Below are 17,129 nucleotides of genomic sequence, written 5' to 3' on the forward strand. Positions count from 1 at the left end.
GCGCTTTTTCGATCAAATTACCATTGTTAGGAGAGGCGCATTAAGTCCAGCCTGGGATCGCATCACGTCTATAGCCGATCTACATCACATAAAATGATCTAAAATTGCCGGACAATAAGAAATATACATTGAGTTGACTGCAGATGACAACCAAAGCTTATATTCCTGAATATAAAATTTCCGAACTTTACTTGAATATTTGGAAATCCGGTAAGATCGATCGGACTGTGTTCCAGCAAATTCAATACGCAATTAATTCTCACAGTTTAAAAAGCTCAGAGGATCGAAAAATTGTCAGCAGGCTGCTGTATGCAGTACGGCGGGGATGGGTGTCAGTGATGGACTGAGTTGCTTGGGAGTTTTGAGTCAAGGCGCGAGATTGCTTCGTGACTCCCCAGGCGTAGCTGCGTCAATGAGTTTTGAGATTGCCACCCACTTGCCACCCCCAGAACACAACGCACACGGGGTGCATGAGTTGTGAGATAAAATCTCATCCATAAAATTAGATCACTCCCCAATAGATGCACTGCTCTTAAAAGGAAATATTAAGGTAAAAGGACAGGGTATGTTTAATTCTACAGAACTGCTGATCGAGGCTTTCATCGAACAACTTCAGAACGGGTACAGCCGCACTTACGGAGGCTACAAATCAGACTATGCTGACATTATTGCCTGGGTGGGAGCAATGGCGTTAGAAAACATAGCCAACAGCGACGCTCTTTATCACAATGTAGAACACGCCATTTGCATTAGCTTAGTCGGTCAAGAAATCTTGCGGGGAAAACACATTCGCAAGGGCGGAGTTTCCTGCGAAGATTGGCTGCACTTCATCATTTCTTTGCTGTGCCAAGACATCGGATATGTCAAAGGAGTTTGCCGGCAAGACCAAGAATCAGAAGGATTGTATGCTACCGGAAAAGATGGCATGAGAATTGCACTTGCTCCCGGTGCAACAGCGGCTAGCTTAGCTCCTTACCGAGTTGACAGAGCTAAATTGTTCATTGACGAGCGCTTCGGCAACCACAAGCTAATTAATGCTGAGATAATTAAGCAGAACATAGAACAGACTCGTTTCTCGGTGCTTGACGGCAACACTGACGAGGATGCAGGTAATTATTCTAGTTTAGTGCGCGGTGCTGACTTGATAGGTCAGCTCAGCAACCCGCAATATTTGCAAAAAATTGGCGCGCTGTTTTACGAGTTGGAAGAAAGCGGTGCTACTAAAGTTTTGGGGTATCGACATCCGGGCGACTTGCTGCAAAGCTACTCTAAGTTTTACTGGAGCGGCATTTATCCTCACATCAGTGAATCTCTCGGTTACTTGCAGTTGACGCAGGAAGGCAAACAGATTGTTGCTAGTTTGTACGCTAACATATTTCGGATGGAACACCAACGTTGCGATTCTGAGGTTGCTTGATTACAAAAGTGAATTCAGCAGTCAGCAGTCAGCAGTCAGTTGTCATTGGTTATTTTTAGGTGCTAATAACTAATATTTCATAACGAATAAAAAAGCACAAATTACCAATTACCACCAATTACCGAAGTTTATTTCATTCAACTCAACTAATTTCCTCATCAATTTCTGAATGATATCTGGGACACAACCAATTGCTGGGTACCAAAGAAGGCCATCCCTCCCGTAGCGCTTCCAAACAAACTGCTCGCACCGTTAACTGACAGTCAAGCAGTTCTACCCCAGCTTTTTCAACTTGCTTTTTGCCAATTCTTAAAATAGATTCATCGCTAAATTCAAATGTTTTGTGACACTGAATGCAAACCAGATGGTGGTGGTGGTGCAATTCGGGAAAATTCAGTTCGTAATGTTTGTGTCCTTCTGCTAATTCCAGTTCACGCAAAATTCCTATCCTTGCTAATAAATGCAGCGTTCGGTAGACAGTAGACAAGCCTATTCGTTCTCCTTTATTCTGCAAAGTCTTGTATAATTCTTCCGCACTTAAATGATTGCCTTGTGGCAGATTTTGAAAAACACTCAAAATAGTTTCTCGCTGGGGAGTCAGGCGGCAGCCTCTTTGGTTGAGTTCGACTTTGAGTGAGTTAGCACTGTATAAATTCATGTCGGAAAAAATAAAAAAGTTGAACGAGGATTGTAGGGGATTATCTGTTATTTATTCGTGCTATTTTTTAGATGCTCCTAAAGTATATTTTCCGTGAGAATCCATATAAATCTAGACTCCAATAGGGTATAGACTCCCGCTCAGAAGACGATGAGGCCGGCGTGGGGGACATGGGTACCGAGCAAACGGCCCGAAAGGTTGATTAAGCGGGCATTGCCGACCCACCAGGGAAATGATTTTCCGTCGGCTGGGAAGGATTTTGCCATGCTGGTCACGGCGATTTACCTCTTGAGAAAGATGTCAGGGGAGTTTTAAGCGATCGCAGGTTATTGATATAGATAATCAACAATTTTAGTAGTTTCGTCAAGGGGTATTTGAGAAAAATTTTCACTGATTTGGGTTCAGGTATGTAAATCAGTAGGAAAAAACCTCGTTATATCACGATTGTGACTGTTTTTGGCGCTTTAGGGGAGTTTGGCTTCTCGTTAGCAAAAATAGCAGCTAAAGGAATACCTCTCAATTTATTGATAAATAATATTATTAAAGAGTATTATGGCTAGAGTATTGTTTAAGTAGCTATCAAATCCTCTCGAAAAAGACAAGGTGGAAAAAGAACTCCGGTACTTTCCTATGGACAAGCTTCTCTAAAAGTACGGTTAGAGGGGGCTGCGGGATTGTTTTTTTCCGAATCAAGAGAGTTAATGGCTACTTGTTGACATATTCATCTCAAACTCCAAAAAACCAAGCCTGAGAGCATTTGCTCTCAGGCTTTTCTAGGGGGATTTTTAACTGCTTGTTGTATTTGGCGCGCTAACTCAAGCAGAGGATTTGGTTTCTTCAGCTACTTGCTCGTTGTTGGGCAACTCCAGGCAATAACCCGCCCCGTATACGGTTTTGATGTACCGAGGATGGCGGGGATCAGGTTCCATCTTGGTTCTCAGATGTCTGATGTGTACACGAATAGTTTCGATGTCGTCGTCGGGGTCGTAACCCCACACTTCTTTGAGAATTTCGCTGGGAGAGACTGTCTGACCGTGGCGCTGAAGCAAGCAGTGCAGCAACTCAAACTCTAGGTGGGTCAGTTTGACGGTCATATCGTACCAAACAGCTTCAAACCTTTCGGGGACAAGGGTCAGCGGGCCGTAATTCAGGATTTCGGAGTGTTTGGCAGCTTGGGGGATGCGGTCTGTGCGCCTTAGTAGAGCTCGCACTCGGGCTAGCATCTCTTCTAGTTCAAAGGGTTTGGTCAGGTAGTCGTCGGCGCCGGAGTTGAAGCCTTCTACTTTGTCTTGAGTTTGACTTAAGGCTGTCAACATCAAGACGGGAATGTCTGAGGTGCGCTCGTCACGCCGCAAACGCTGACATACGGTGAATCCGTCTACTCTAGGCAGCATGAGGTCTAGCATGATCAGGTCGGGGAGCAGTTGTATGGCTAGTGCCTGACCTTTGATGCCGTCTTCTGCCTGGGTGACTTCGTAGCCAGCCATTTCGAGGTTGACTGCTACGAGTTCGGCGATCGCCGCGTCATCATCAATAACAAGTATCCGAGGCATCATTATTTATCTCACCGCTAACCGAATGGCAGATCCTACAGCCTTCTGGGGGTTCCAGGTAACTTTAACGAACAATTTTTTAATTTTAAGCTTCATTAAGGATTATAAGGTTGATTAAGAACTTTCGGGACTCTGTAAATATTCTTGTACTAATTATAAGCCCTAAGAGCGCTTATCAGAAAACTGTTTACCCAAAATCTTGCTGGGGACAGATTTTTGGTCGGAAAGAACAGCCTTAACTTTTGCAGGGTGCGCCTGGGGCTTCACAGGATCGCCCTAACGGTAGTCTGCGTTTTGCATAACCCTGTTAACCGTTAACTGTAATTTTTTTAAGTTAGTTAATTTTGCTGATAAAATTTTTGTGTTTTTTCAGGGGGGTAGGGCTTGTTTTTTTCGGGTATTGATGGTATTATTAAATAATATAAATATAAGTATTTATAATAAACTAAAGTAAATTAACATCTTTAAATCATATCATATAAAAGTCAAATAATCAATCCCGCAACCTGACAATTTTTGGTCATTTTTATGTCTGTGGGGCTAATTTTTTGCTCGCCATACAATTAGTAAAACAACCGATAAAAACCGCTTGCATACCTACTGAGGGCGAGTTTCCGATCGAGCTGGCTGAGTATTTTGGTTGGGAAGAGTCGCCTGAGAGCCTAGTTTTTGGAAATAAAGACCGCCGATGGTGGCTAAGAATATTGTGTAAGCCGCCGCTTGGACAAGATAAAGTCGGTCTCTGTATCCAAACAGTGCTTTGAGAATCACTCCTGGAAATTGTCGATCGGGCAAAATTTCCGCTGCATTCCACACCAGAGGCCCTAAAATACAAGAGTGGAGTGGTGCGAGGCGATCGTAATAAAAACAAATCGCTGCATACTTACTATTCATCTGCGACAAAATCCCAGCGGCTTGGTCAAAATGCTTGAGTGCAGATACTGCCAAACCTGCCACGATTAACAGCAACAAAATCCCCATAAACTTGAAAAACAGGCGGATATCAATTTTGACACCCCACTTGAACAGTAGCGCGCCAATGATTGCCGCCCCAGTCAAACCGCCCAAAGCTCCCAAAGCGGGACTCAAACCTTGTTGAAATTGAGCGCTGACAAATATAACTGTTTCAAAACCTTCGCGCAGTACCGCAATAAAAATTAAGCCAAATACGCCCCAGCCAGCATTGCTATTTTCTGTCAAAGCTGCTGTAACTGCTCCTTCAACTTCTGCTTTGAGAAAGCGAGCTTGCTGAGTCATCCAAATTAGCATCCAGCTTAGCATTGCGATCGCCACAAACCCCAACACGCCCTCTAATAGCTGTTTAATGACTGGTGCGTAAGGCTGTTCGGATGTTGATAATGCTGCCAGCAATCCATTAAATACAGTACCCACAATACCGCTAGCACCAATGCCGGCTGCGACACCTGCATAAACCCAAGAATTGAGGTGACTTTGCTCGGCTTTTTTGAGGCAAGCTAGTACAATTCCGATGACTAAGGCGGCTTCTACGCCTTCGCGCAGGGTAATTACAAAAGTCGGTATGGCTTCACTAAAATTCATTTTTTATAATCATAGGGCATGGGCATGGGGCATTGGTCATTGGTGATTGGAAATAACCAATAACCAATAACCAATAACAATTAACTAATGATTAAATCAACTATAATCCCGCAGCATTTTTTTCAGTTCTACTTGGTGCAATTCTTCTTGTCCAATTAGATTTCGGGCATATTCTTCCAAATAAACGCTGGAGTTGGTCACGACTTCAAGTAAAGATTTATACTTTTTGAGGGCTTTTTTCTCGTGATTTAAACTTTCTTCTAACAAGTCTTTCACCGAGTGTTTGTAGGTTTCTTCGATGGGAGCAATTTTCTGACTGGGATGCCCCTCTAAACCTGTGAGAATTTCTCCTGCTTGTTGGGCGTGGAGTAGAGATTCCGTTGCTTGTGCTTTAAAAAACTGCACGATGGGAATCCGGTTTGGCCCTGTCACCATTAGTGAATAGTGGGTATAGCGCACGACACCTGCAAGTTCCCATTCCATGATGGTGCATAGCAGTTCCTGGGTTTTTTTCTCGTCAAGTTCTTTCATTTGTTGTTTTAGAGGTAGAATGCCTTAGAGGGCGCTGTTTATAATATCACATTTAAGTTAAAAATGAAAAGTAAGGTGGTGATGGCGCTCCTTACCGGAGAGATGTTGTATGTGAGTTAGGGGTTAACTTCTAAGGTTCCAGTAGGAGCAAACACTACAGTAAACTTAGCGACTGGTGCTGCACTGTTACTGCTAGTTTCGGAAGATTTCAGCAGATTTGGCAAAGGAGTTTCTTGGGTGTAATCCTTGGCTGGTTGATTGAGTAGCTCTAAATTGCCGATCGCCCTTGTTGACTGACGCTGACTCGATATACTAGATTTTGATTGAACGTAGGGCTAGTTTGCCAAGTCTCATTTATGCGATCGTAGACTTTCAGAGCTAATTCATCTAGTTTAGCGCGATCGGTAATTTCTGCTGTCTGAATTGTTCCATCCACTGCCTGAACTTCCGGCTTACCTGCTGATACAGTTGGAGCTTGGACAGTCTGATCTTTGGGGCTACTGGCAATAGCTGTTTCAGAAGACTTATTAGTAGAAGGTGCAACATCAGAAGACTTTTCAGGCAGCTTTTTTTGACTATCAGTAAACATAGCCGGAAGCGCACTGCTACTAGCAATAGCTGATTTGTCTGATTTATTATGAACAGGATTTGCATCTGCTACCTTAGCGAGATTTTGCCCCTAAATTTTCAAAAAATTGACAGGAAAACTGCGAATTTTTTATTTAAGCTAACGCTAAGTATTGTGATGATAAGTCACAACTAAAAAACTCAAAACTCCGACGCTAACCTCAAGTATTTTGTGCATCTCCCTGGCCGAGAGTGGCTTGTTTTTTGTATCCATTATCAAACCTTATATTACTTGATTTAACGGTAAGTAGGGAAAAAGAGGATTCCAGTATATAGTTGTGATCGAAACTAATAACTATAGCGAATATCAGATAGATTAGGTATACACAAACCCTGTTTTATAAAGCTTTTTTTCAAAATTTGTACCTCATATTTTTTTGAAAAAAGCTATATATTAACTAGCAATAATTAGAATTTTTTAGTATCAAAAATACGCACCACTTTGGCTTGGATTAGCTATCGGGTAATTTAGCTGCTGCTAAGATGTCACGCATTTAAATTGCATATTGAGGGCGGGCGGGACGCCCACCCCACAAGACGGGGAATTGTTTTTTGACATTCAATTTAAATGCACATTATTGTGAAGAGTCGGAAATAAAACCAAGTAAGGATTTTAACTTTTTTCTTTATATTTTTTTTTAAATTATTGCTTGAGCTTGATGGTAAATACATTTTGCAGTTGAATATGTAAACCAACATTGATAATTCTTATCCAAAAGCTTGAATGTGGGGGGTTCGGTAAAATATCAGAATAATTCTTCAGGATTATTTAATGTTACATTTCTCATCCTCAAAACTCTGGCTCTGAAGCCCGAATCTATATCAGATAAGCGATCGCCTGCCGCAACTCCCCCGATCGCTCGATCGCATTAATGCCCCCAGAGGGGGTTTTAAATTTTTGTAAAAAATAGTTGACTAAAGAGTTGCAAGTTCTCTCGTTTGGATACATCAATGCACATACCTGATGGTTTCCTTTCACCGCCAGTAGCCATTGCCACCGGCATAGCAAGCGCAGCAGTAATTGCAGTTGCCTTAAATCGAACCCGCGCCAGTCTTGGACTTCGACAAGCCCCAATCATGGGCTTAACCACAGCTTTCGTGTTTGCAGCCCAGATGATCAACTTTCCCGTAGCCGGCGGCACCAGCGGCCACTTGTTGGGAGGGGCGCTCGCATCCGTCGTTTTGGGAAGCCCTTGGGCGGCAACTTTGTCAATGAGCACAGTTTTTATAATTCAAAGCGTCTTGTTTGCCGACGGGGGCATCACCGCCTTGGGAGCCAATATTTTTAACATGGGGCTAGTTGGCATTTGGGTTGGCTGGTGGCTGTTGCAGCCATTGCAGCAACTTTTGGGAGGTTCCAGAAATCGTTTGCCGCTAGCTGCGGGTATCGCCGCTGGCCTCAGCGTCGTGGCTGCTTCGATTTGTGTGGCGATCCAATTGGCAATTTCTGGAACCGTAGGACTCAATATGGCATTGCCAGCAATGGTAGGGGTACATATTTTAATTGGGATTGGCGAAGGGGTAATTACAGGCAGCGTTTTAACTTATCTCGTCAAAGTGCGGCCGGATTTATTGCCGGGACAACAGCCACAATTGCAGAAATGGGTAGTGCCAGTAATCGGAGTTTTATTAATTTCCGGGGTGCTTTCACTGTTTGCTTCAAGTTGGCCTGACGGGTTAGAAGCGGTAGCCGAAAAATACGGCTTTAAAGATAAAGAAGCTGTGGCGATCGAAAATCCCACTCCTTTAGCAGATTACACAGTTAAAGGATTAGAAGAACAGCCGATTGGTACTAGCATTGCTGGACTTTTAGGGTCTGCCTTCAGCTTCGGCGCGGCTTTTGGGATTGCTCAGTTGGTGGTAAAACCTAAAGATGTTTAAACTCTCCATACCTTTTCGATTGCGAGTGTCTCTCACAATTGTGATTGGCATGGGTTTTCTGAAGACAGGCGCTTGGCTGTGGCTGGGAATTTATGGGGCGATCGCACTTTTGTGGTCATTTCGGCTCAGGGCTCCGGTACGAACCCTAGCGCAACTGTTGGGAGCAGAATTGCTTTTTCTCTCCTTATTAGTGCTGCCCCAAGGTTGGGAACGAGCCAGTTTTCTGTTGCTGCGTTCCCTAATTTGCCTGCTAATTATGAACAGTTTTCTGCTAACTTTGCCACCCCACAGTTTCGGAATCGCCCTCAAAGGATTACCCCTACCAGCCGGTTTGCAAGAGATTGTACTTTTAACAGGACAATACTTAGAAATCCTGCTGGCCGAAGTCAACCGCATGAAAATATCTGCCCAACTCCGGGGCTTGTCCGGTACCGGAGGATGGCTGCGTTACGCCAGTGCTTCCATGATCGGAGCGCTTTATTTGCGAAGTCTCGATCGGGCAGAAAGAGTACACGCAGCCATGCTAATTCGCGGCTATAAAGGAAGTTTGCCCTCCGACTCCAAATCGACACCTAAAGAGCGACTCTGGCTGACACTAGCAATTTTAATGGCAGCAGGATTAACAATAGCTTCTTATGGTTATTCGTAATTGGGCATTGGGCATTTAACTGGTTCCCGGCTCTGTCTGGGAATCCATATCCAGAGGCTCTGCCTCGCTTCTTGCGGAGGAAAATTGGAGGCAGAGCCTCCCGATCTGCGTTCCCAGGCAGAGCCTGTGAACGAGTAGAATTGGTAATTGATTAATTCATTCCTCTACCTTTTGCCTTCTCCCTTCCCCTCTCTGCGCCCTCTGCGCTCTCTGCGGTTAAACACTCTTAATCCTAAAATAGAGGAAAATAAAACTTGAGTAGACTAAAATCAGTGCCAACAATAGAAGTAGAAAAGTTAGTATTCGGATATCCCGATCAAAAGCCAATATTGCGGGGAATTTCTTTTAGTTTGCAACCAGGAGAAAGAGTTGCTCTACTCGGCCTGACAGGTGCTGGTAAAAGCACTTTACTCGAAAACTTGATTGGATTAAAAATCCCTCAAGCGGGCGAGATTAGAGTGCAGGGAAAAAAGTTGGAAGAGGCGACGTTATCCCAGGCGCGCAGGCAGATTGGATTTTGCTTTCAAGATGCTAACGACCAGCTATTTATGCCCACTATTTTAGAGGATGTCATGTTCGGGCCTCGCAATTACGGAGTGCCGCCGGGAGTTGCGCGCGATCGAGCTTTAGCCCTATTAGACGAATTTGGTTTAGTAGAATTTGCCAACCGTTCGGCCCACGAACTTTCGGGAGGCCAAAGAAGATTAGCCGCCTTGGCAGCAATTTTAGCACTAGAGCCGGCAATTTTGATCTTAGACGAGCCGACTAATGGACTCGATCCCTCTTGGCGGCGTCACTTGGCTAAGGTTTTGTCCCAATTGCCGATCGAGGTAATTTTGATCGCTTCTCACAATTTGAATTGGATCGGGAAAACGACTCAAAGGGCTTTAGTTTTGGCGGATGGTGAGATTAAAATTGACAGAAAAACCAAAGATTTGCTAGCAGATAAATCAACTCTCGAATATTACAATTTGCCACCAGATTGGTAATTAACTCTTGACCGTTACTCATTACATAAAGCAATCATTACTAATTACAAGCGATGGTAACGATGGGGTGGCAATCATAGGCAATGTATATCTGTAATTAAAGCTCAAATTTGCGGACTGCCTCATTGTACAAATGAATAGCTAAATCGCGCAAAATTTGTTCATTTTGAAACTCACTTCCTAACTTCTGTTTGGCCATTTGAACACACAATTTCATCAATTCTGACGAACTTTCGATGTGAAGTGCGATCGCCCTTTGCTTTTGTTCAAAACTGGCCTCGATTTCCGCCAGCATTTTGACCGATTGACAATTCGCAAATTCCTCTAAATTTTCAGCTTTTTTTTCCTGCTTTCTCTTTTGTAGTTCCTCGGAAAAACCCCCAGCAATTATCCCCGCAGGTAACGCAAAAATTCCGATTCCCAAAAATGCTAACATGGCTCCTAACAATTTTCCTAAAGGAGTGATTGGATAAATATCGCCGTAACCCACAGTAGTCAATGTCACAACTCCCCACCACATTGCATCGGGGATGCTGCCAAAAGCTTTGGGATGTGCCTCGTATTCAACAAAATACATGATGCTAGAGGCAAATATTAACAGAATAAAAACTGCAAATGCAGTGGCAATCAACTCCTCTTTCTTAGCGTACAATACTGCTCCCAGAGTTCTAACAGACTCTGAATAACGGCTCATTTTTAGCAAGCGCAACAAGCGCAAAACACGAATTAAATTAACAAAGTTTAAACTAGGAAATAACAGCAAGAAGTAAAAAGGTAAGATGGAAATTAAATCTATCAAACTTAGCGGTGTCAGAGCATATCTCAATCTTCCCCAAAGCGGGTGGCTGTATCTGCGATCGACTGTAGACACCCAGAGCCTTAAAATATATTCTATTGTAAATACTAAGGAAGAAACAATTTCGATGTTTACCAAAAGCGATGTGTGTTCTGGCGACAATGTGGGCGAAGTAGAAGCAATAAAAGCTGCGACGTTGATCAGAATTAAACAAGTTATGACAACATCATCGGCTAAACTGTATAAATTGCTTGCTTCTGAGGTTTCTAAAATTTCATAAATTATTGTTTTGATTTTTTTACGCATCTGAGTTTGTCCTAAGATTTTAGCAATTAACGCTCACGCTTTACTACAGTCTAAACAATTAAATTAAAAAAATTAAGCAGGAGTTGTGCTAAAGCTAAAAAATTGGTATCTTCACAGATGCTCTTGTTACGAAATTCAATATTTATCAGGGAAAGTGGGTTGTTTGGGGCAACGGCGCTCTAGTAAAATTTAGAGTTAATCTGGAAAAAATTTCCAACTATTACTGGGTTTGCAGGCAAAAATCATGAAGGTAGCCGTATTCAGCACTAAATCCTACGATCGCACATTTCTGGAAGCAGCGAATGTCGGCGGCAAACACGATTTAGTTTTTTTTGAACCGCGTCTGAACTTGGAAACCAGCGTTTTGGCTGCTGGATTTCCGGCAGTCTGCGCGTTCGTGAACGACTCCTTGGACGCGAAAACGCTGCTTAGCATTGCCGAAAAAGGCGTCCGCTTGCTGGCCCTGAGATCTGCCGGATTTAATCACGTCGATTTAGCAGCAGCGAAGGATTTAGATCTAACTTTGCTGCGAGTTCCGGCTTATTCTCCCTACGCAGTGGCAGAACACGCAGTCGCTCTGATTTTGTCCCTCAACCGCAGAATCCATCGGGCTTACAACCGCGTCCGCGAAGGCAATTTCGCCCTAGATGGCTTGTTGGGTTTTGACCTCCACGGTAAAACGGTGGGAATCGTCGGAACAGGCAGAATTGGCGCAATTACTGCCCAAATTCTGCATGGATTCGGGTGTCGCCTGCTGGGATACGATGTTTACCAAAACCCAGATTGCCTTGCCCTAGGCATGGAATACGTCGCACTCCCGGAACTGTTCGCCGCCTCTGATATTGTCAGCCTTCACTGTCCGCTGATGCCGGAAACTTACCATTTGATAGGTGCAGAGGCGATCGAGCAAATGAAACCGGGAATGATGCTGATCAATACCAGCCGCGGTCAGTTGATTGACACTAAAGCTGTCACCAAAGCACTGAAGTCAGGTATAATTGGCTACCTCGGATTAGATGTGTACGAACAAGAGACGGATCTGTTTTTTGAGGATTTGTCAAATCACGTTATTCAAGACGACGTTTTTCAGCGTTTGCTGACTTTTCCCAACGTCCTGATTACCGGACACCAAGCTTTTTTCACCGAGGAAGCTTTGACAAATATCGCCGAAACTACGATCGGCAATATCACCGACTTTGAACAAGGACGCCCTTGCCCGAATCAAATCGACCTCGATCAAGTGAAAAAATGAGTCAAAAGACCGATTTGGCAGCGAAGGCAATTGTTTAAAATCAAGTCATATCGTTATTTTTGCTTGCAATTTGTGAAACTCTGCCTTAGTCTCATCAATTAGTCCCTGCAGCGCGGATGCTGTGCTAATTGCCGGAGAATTATACTGGCAGCAATTCACAGCCTGCAATTTTACCTGACAACGGAGGAAGTATTCAATGACACAAGCTAACTTTTCGGACGAAACACAAACAATCACTGAAGTCGTGACAGTAGATCTGGTTGAGGACAAACCGGGGGTCATGACTACAGTGACAACCACAGAAACAACGGCCAGCCAGTTCCAAGATATTAAAGACCAAGTTATTACAATTTTGTCGGAACTTCCAGCCTATCTATCCAATTTTTTTGCTGACTACCAAAAGCCCCTCATAACAGTTGGTTTAATCCTGGCAGGCGGTATTAGTATTAAGGTAATGCTGGGAGTTTTAGGTGCTCTTAATGATGTCCCTTTGGTAGCTCCAGTTTTTGAGTTGATTGGCATGGGATATACGGGTTGGTTTGTTTACCGGTATCTGCTCAAGGCTTCTAATCGCCAAGAGTTGTTAACGGAAATTGATTCTTTAAAAGAACAAGTTGTAGGTAAAGATTCTTAGAGGAAGTCATTAGTCATTAGTCATTGGTCATTAGTCATTAGTCATTAGTCCTTGGTCATTAGTTAGTGGTTATTTGTTATTTGTAAGGCTATAGCCATAACCGATAACAAGTAACCAGCAACCCATGCCCAATGCCCAATGCCCAATGCCCAATGCCCAATGCCCAATGCCCAATGCCCAATGCCCAATCTCAATTTGGATGGCAAACTTGTTGCAAAGTGGCGGTAAAGTCGGGGTAGGAAATGGCAGCAGCTTCTGCCCGGTGAATGTTAGTAACACCTGTGGCGTTGAGCGCTGCGATCGCCAAACTCATCGCTATTCTGTGGTCGGTGTAGCTGTCAACATCCGCGCCGATCAAGGGAGTTCCACCGGTAATTTCTAAACCGTCGGGTAACTCGGAAATTTGGGCTCCCATGCGGTTGAGTTCCGCAGCAGTCACGGCCAGCCGATCGCTCTCTTTGACGCGCAACTCGGCCGCATCTCGAATTATTGTAGTACCGGACGCAAAGATCGCCGCTACTGCCAAAATCGGGATTTCGTCAATCAGTCGGGGAATTAAGTCGCCCGCAATGGTGCATCCCCGCAATTGGCCGGAACAGCGAACCAAAATATCCGCTACCGGTTCCCCAGCCGCCTCTCGCTGATTTTGCAGTTCAATGTCGGCCCCCATCATTTCCAAAGCTTCCAAAATGCCTGTACGAGTTGGGTTGACGCCGACATTTTCGACTACGAGCTCGGAACCAGGGACGATCGCCCCTGCAACTAGCCAAAATGCCGCCGAACTAATATCCCCCGGTACAATCACCTTCTGCCCTTGCAGTTGTGTCGGCCCAGTGACTGTCACGCTGCAAGTTTCTGGATCGACGCTCAATTGGGCTCCAAACGCCCGTAGCATCCGCTCGCTGTGATCCCGCGACAGAGCGGGTTCTGTGACTGTAGTTTCTCCCTCCGCCATCAAACCGGCGAGCAAAATGCAAGATTTAACTTGAGCCGAGGCGATCGGAGAATGGTAGTGAATCGGTTTTAACTGTTGTCCGAGTATCGCTAAAGGAGCTAAAGAATTGCTCTTTCTACCCCAAATTTGCGCTCCCATTTGTTGCAGCGGTTTAATGACGCGCGACATCGGGCGCGATCGCAAAGAACTGTCACCCGTTACCGCATAAAAACGCCCCGGATGAGAGGCTAAAATTCCCAACATCAGCCGCATCGTCGTGCCGGAATTACCCGCATCCAAGACTTCCACAGGCTCCTCTAACTCGCCAATTCCGACGCCCCGGACTGTCACCCGTTCCGCGTTGAGTTCAGAAACTTTGGCTCCTAAGAGCGAGAAACATTTAGCCGTACTGCGGGGGTCTTCTCCTAGCAGCAGTCCCTCAATTGTCGTTTCACCTTGGGCGATCGCACCCAAAATCAAAGCTCGGTGAGAAATCGACTTATCGCCGGGAACTCGAATCCTCCCCACCAGTGACAAGCCCGATGCAGGTTTTTGAATGCTTAAAGTTTGGCTTTTGTCAAGAAGCGTAGTAGTTATAATGTCAGCTTGCATTGAGATAAACTAGGATTGGATGGCGTTAGCTATCCTACCTTTTTCCCAGTCCTAAGTCAGTCGTCTTTTGTACGGCCTGCGGGTTTTTTCCCAATGTGTCCGGTTAACTTAAAGCCTGATAAAACTCGCCCAGAGACTCCGCTGTCAGTTATCGAGGACACAGGAGTGCGGACGCAACGGCACGGATTTCACTTTAATTTCACATTAATTTCACAAATATTATCCGTGTATATGCTTAGATTTCATGTCCTGCTGTGAGTTATCGACCAGATGATTGAATTGTGACTAAACAATTTTCGATTTTCGATTGCCAGTTGTAGATTTTTCATTTTTTTAAGCAAAAGCTCCGGAATTTGGAACCCAGCTAATCTAAAATCTAAAATCTAAAGCTTAAAATCTCAAATCTCAAACCCCCCGATCCACAACAACTCCTACACTTTTGTTTATGCTGACGCATCACCGCAAGCCTGTAAGTTTATCGCTGGTATCCACAGATTTACCATTGTGGTCAGTTGTTGAAACCGCTGGTACGCTTTATCAAAAAGACCGCGATCGCTTTCACTTGTTGTTACACGAACCAGCAATAATCGATCGCCAATTTTCTGACGACTCCGACGCATCTGCCGAGCCAGTTACAATCTTACCCCCAACTACAAAACCCCGGTTGCTCTGGCTAGAAGTTTCGCCCTATCGAGTCATTATGACTATGCAAGGAAACGGCAAATACAGTTACCGCCACTGCTGGGAACGAGGAATGTACGGCCTGAGCCGTTATTGGCTTCAGGGCGAATCGCTGGCGACTCCCGAACAGTTGCGACTCCGCAACTTCACTCGCAACTTGACGCTGACAGGAAAGCCGGAACCGGATCACTTGCGGTTAGAATACGAGTTGTGGTCGGAGAAAGTGCAACTCGGTCGCTATATTTTGAATCTAGAAATTCATCACTAAATTGGGTAATTGCACAGGGTTAGATAGTAGGTGAAGGCGACGCATTCCTCCAATTCATTCACCCCCCGTGGGTTGTTGGGGTTCGCGTGGCCATCTCAAAACTCAAAACTCTTAGCCTTTAGCGATCGCCCTTACAATAATTAATCAGTTTGCTAGTCAAAGCGTCTTGATTTGCGGCTGCTTGATTCGCCTGTTGGCCGGCTCTAATAATATCTGCTTGAGCTGTTTGGATTTGCTCTCGACCTTCTATACTTGTAGAAGCGAGATTGCCAGCCTGAAGACTTTTGCTTATGTCGCCGAGTGCTTGACTAATTTCCTGGAAGGATTTAACCGATGGCTCCTGAATTTCTTTGAGGGTTGGATCTGTGATTCGCAGATCCTCAAGTTCATTCGCTATCAGGTTCAAATTTTTAGCTAAATTGTCGGTCGTTGCAGCATCGTTGCTGTCTTTATCAACATCAATGAGAGCGTTGCCTTTGTTGACAATTTCAGTAAATTTAGTACACTGGACAGCTCGGCTATCGCTGCAACTAATCGTCAGCGTACAGCAAGCAACAACTATCAGCAGGATGGCAATCTGTTTGCGAAAAAAGTACATGAACCCTCGGTTGCAAAAAAAGTAGATTCTGGGATTTTGTCGTAGAGTGCGTCACTTGATTTTCGATTTTCGATTTTCGATTTTCGATTTTCGATTTACTTGCGACATTGAATCAAAGGATCTGGAACTTTGGTCTAAAATTAGGGATTGTCCACAAGGCGAGTGTACGCGGCACAGTATCCGTTTTTGGGTGTGTCAGCGGGCCGATCGATATATCGACTGTCGAAAAACTTTCGCGGCATTCAGACACGCTCTACTAAGCTAAACTACGTACCTGTTTAGGAACTATGGTCAAAAACAGCAATAACCTAAAGAAGGGAAGCATTTGGGGATATCTTACCCTGCTTTTGCCTATTTCCTTGACGGCGGTTGCCAGTTTCGAGTCGGGAACGATGTTTTGGGCGATCGCCACCACAGCGGGCATTGCTTGGGCTTACAAACTCTACCACCAGCAGCAAAAACACAAACTCGCTCATTTAGACTCGGTTTTCTATAAGTTGATCAAGGAAAATCAAGGGCGAGTTACGGCTTTGGATTTGGCGATGAATGCGAAACTCCCGGGCGAAAAGGTTCAAGAGTATCTCGACGAACGAGCTTCTGAGTTTGCCGCAGATTTTGAGGTGACGGAACAAGGCGGAATTTTGTATTATTTTCAAATAGCTCCACCTGTCAATCAAAGCGAAACAGCTAATGCGGGAATAGCTGTTCAAGAGCCTCCCACAAATCGGGAAAAAGCACAAGATAAAAAACCAAATTTATTCCCCATTGCTCAAACCAAGACTCCTCAAAAGCCCAAAATCTCTTTTACCCAGACGGAACTCTCCCGCAGGTTCAAAGTTCACGCAACTACGATCGGCAAGTGGAAACTTAAGCCGGAGTTTGCTCAGTGGAGTCGGGAAAAAGACCCGGAGGATCTCGCCTGGGAATATTCTACAGAAAACAAGCGATTTTATCCCAAAGATTGACTTCCTCTGGTATTTGCCAAAATATCTCAATAAACCCGGTTTCTAGGACGCTCTGCGCTTAGTAACGAAGAATTTGGCAAGAAACCGGGTTTCGGAGATTTGAGCGCGTCCTGGACTAATTTTACTGCGGTTGACCGAAAGCATCCAGGATACCAGCCCCCGGATTCATCCGTCCAGAAATAAAAAACCTGTATCCGATGAAACTTGCCCCCCGAATT

General features: G+C 44.6%; 18 protein-coding genes and 1 pseudogene. 9 read left to right on the top strand and 10 right to left on the bottom strand.

What is annotated here, in order from left to right:
• The first annotated feature begins 143 nt into the window (after positions 1-143).
• Complete coding sequence (locus tag QUA83_RS03140; protein WP_333034800.1) at positions 144-347, top strand: hypothetical protein; 204 nt, start codon at positions 144-146, stop codon at positions 345-347.
• 218 nt (positions 348-565) lie between these two features.
• Complete coding sequence (locus tag QUA83_RS03145; protein ID WP_333291436.1) at positions 566-1,417, top strand: Npun_R2479 family HD domain-containing metalloprotein; 852 nt, start codon at positions 566-568, stop codon at positions 1,415-1,417.
• A gap of 142 nt (positions 1,418-1,559) precedes the next feature.
• Here the strand turns inward: QUA83_RS03145 and QUA83_RS03150 are convergent, their stop codons facing one another.
• The 7 genes and pseudogenes from QUA83_RS03150 to QUA83_RS03180 form a co-directional block, all read right to left on the bottom strand.
• Positions 1,560-2,075, bottom strand: a complete 516-nt coding sequence (locus tag QUA83_RS03150; RefSeq protein ID WP_333291437.1) for a transcriptional repressor — start codon at positions 2,073-2,075, stop codon at positions 1,560-1,562.
• A 143-nt stretch (positions 2,076-2,218) separates the two neighbouring features.
• Positions 2,219-2,341 (bottom strand): annotated as a pseudogene (locus QUA83_RS03155) (chlorophyll a/b binding light-harvesting protein); the annotation flags it as partial.
• Positions 2,342-2,890: 549 nt separating this feature from the next.
• Complete coding sequence (locus QUA83_RS03160; protein ID WP_333034951.1) at positions 2,891-3,628, bottom strand: response regulator transcription factor; 738 nt, start codon at positions 3,626-3,628, stop codon at positions 2,891-2,893.
• A gap of 597 nt (positions 3,629-4,225) precedes the next feature.
• Positions 4,226-5,188, bottom strand: a complete 963-nt coding sequence (locus QUA83_RS03165) for an FTR1 family protein (protein ID WP_333291439.1) — start codon at positions 5,186-5,188, stop codon at positions 4,226-4,228.
• A gap of 96 nt (positions 5,189-5,284) precedes the next feature.
• The gene (locus QUA83_RS03170) at positions 5,285-5,719 is read right to left on the bottom strand and encodes a ferritin-like domain-containing protein (RefSeq protein ID WP_333034807.1); all 435 of its coding nucleotides are present in this window, start codon (positions 5,717-5,719) and stop codon (positions 5,285-5,287) included.
• A 268-nt stretch (positions 5,720-5,987) separates the two neighbouring features.
• Positions 5,988-6,308 carry a hypothetical protein gene (locus QUA83_RS03175; protein WP_333291441.1) on the bottom strand — a complete coding sequence of 107 codons (321 nt, stop codon included), beginning with the start codon at positions 6,306-6,308 and terminating at the stop codon, positions 5,988-5,990.
• A gap of 855 nt (positions 6,309-7,163) precedes the next feature.
• Positions 7,164-7,295 (bottom strand): hypothetical protein, encoded by a 132-nt coding sequence (locus QUA83_RS03180; protein ID WP_333291442.1) that lies wholly within the window; start codon positions 7,293-7,295, stop codon positions 7,164-7,166.
• Between the two features lie 2 nt (positions 7,296-7,297).
• Here QUA83_RS03180 and QUA83_RS03185 point away from each other — a divergent pair, with 2 nt between their 5' ends.
• From QUA83_RS03185 to QUA83_RS03195, 3 genes are all read left to right on the top strand, one after another.
• The gene (locus QUA83_RS03185; protein WP_333291444.1) at positions 7,298-8,227 is read left to right on the top strand and encodes an energy-coupling factor ABC transporter permease; all 930 of its coding nucleotides are present in this window, start codon (positions 7,298-7,300) and stop codon (positions 8,225-8,227) included.
• Positions 8,220-8,876, top strand: coding sequence for an energy-coupling factor transporter transmembrane component T (locus QUA83_RS03190; protein ID WP_333291447.1), 657 nt, complete (start codon positions 8,220-8,222; stop codon positions 8,874-8,876). The genes QUA83_RS03185 and QUA83_RS03190 overlap by 8 nt, the downstream gene beginning before the upstream one ends.
• Positions 8,877-9,130: 254 nt before the next feature.
• A complete protein-coding gene (locus QUA83_RS03195; RefSeq protein ID WP_333291448.1) occupies positions 9,131-9,865 on the top strand; it encodes an ABC transporter ATP-binding protein in 735 nt (244 codons plus the stop codon).
• Between the two features lie 97 nt (positions 9,866-9,962).
• On the opposite strand, the gene QUA83_RS03200 is transcribed toward QUA83_RS03195, so the two are convergent.
• A complete protein-coding gene (locus QUA83_RS03200; RefSeq protein WP_333291450.1) occupies positions 9,963-10,967 on the bottom strand; it encodes an ion transporter in 1,005 nt (334 codons plus the stop codon).
• 244 nt (positions 10,968-11,211) lie between these two features.
• Between QUA83_RS03200 and QUA83_RS03205 the strand changes: the two genes are divergently transcribed.
• The gene (locus QUA83_RS03205; RefSeq protein WP_333291452.1) at positions 11,212-12,219 is read left to right on the top strand and encodes a 2-hydroxyacid dehydrogenase; all 1,008 of its coding nucleotides are present in this window, start codon (positions 11,212-11,214) and stop codon (positions 12,217-12,219) included.
• Between the two features lie 196 nt (positions 12,220-12,415).
• Positions 12,416-12,853, top strand: coding sequence for a CAAD domain-containing protein (locus QUA83_RS03210; RefSeq protein ID WP_333153284.1), 438 nt, complete (start codon positions 12,416-12,418; stop codon positions 12,851-12,853).
• 190 nt (positions 12,854-13,043) lie between these two features.
• Here the strand turns inward: QUA83_RS03210 and aroA are convergent, their stop codons facing one another.
• Entirely contained in the window at positions 13,044-14,399 is a 1,356-nt protein-coding gene (aroA, locus tag QUA83_RS03215) for a 3-phosphoshikimate 1-carboxyvinyltransferase (RefSeq protein WP_333291454.1), read from the bottom strand.
• 445 nt (positions 14,400-14,844) lie between these two features.
• Here aroA and QUA83_RS03220 point away from each other — a divergent pair, with 445 nt between their 5' ends.
• A complete protein-coding gene (locus QUA83_RS03220; protein WP_333291456.1) occupies positions 14,845-15,348 on the top strand; it encodes a hypothetical protein in 504 nt (167 codons plus the stop codon).
• A 118-nt stretch (positions 15,349-15,466) separates the two neighbouring features.
• Here QUA83_RS03220 and QUA83_RS03225 read toward each other — a convergent pair whose 3' ends face one another.
• Positions 15,467-15,946 carry a hypothetical protein gene (locus QUA83_RS03225; RefSeq protein ID WP_333181890.1) on the bottom strand — a complete coding sequence of 160 codons (480 nt, stop codon included), beginning with the start codon at positions 15,944-15,946 and terminating at the stop codon, positions 15,467-15,469.
• Positions 15,947-16,233: 287 nt separating this feature from the next.
• Here QUA83_RS03225 and QUA83_RS03230 point away from each other — a divergent pair, with 287 nt between their 5' ends.
• On the top strand, positions 16,234-16,911 hold the full coding sequence (locus QUA83_RS03230; RefSeq protein WP_333291458.1) for a hypothetical protein: 678 nt from the start codon (positions 16,234-16,236) through the stop codon (positions 16,909-16,911).
• The last annotated feature ends 218 nt before the right edge of the window (positions 16,912-17,129 follow it).

Origin of the sequence: Microcoleus sp. K1-B1 (assembly GCF_036704705.1) — a bacterium.
In the GTDB taxonomy this organism is placed as follows: domain Bacteria; phylum Cyanobacteriota; class Cyanobacteriia; order Cyanobacteriales; family Microcoleaceae; genus Microcoleus.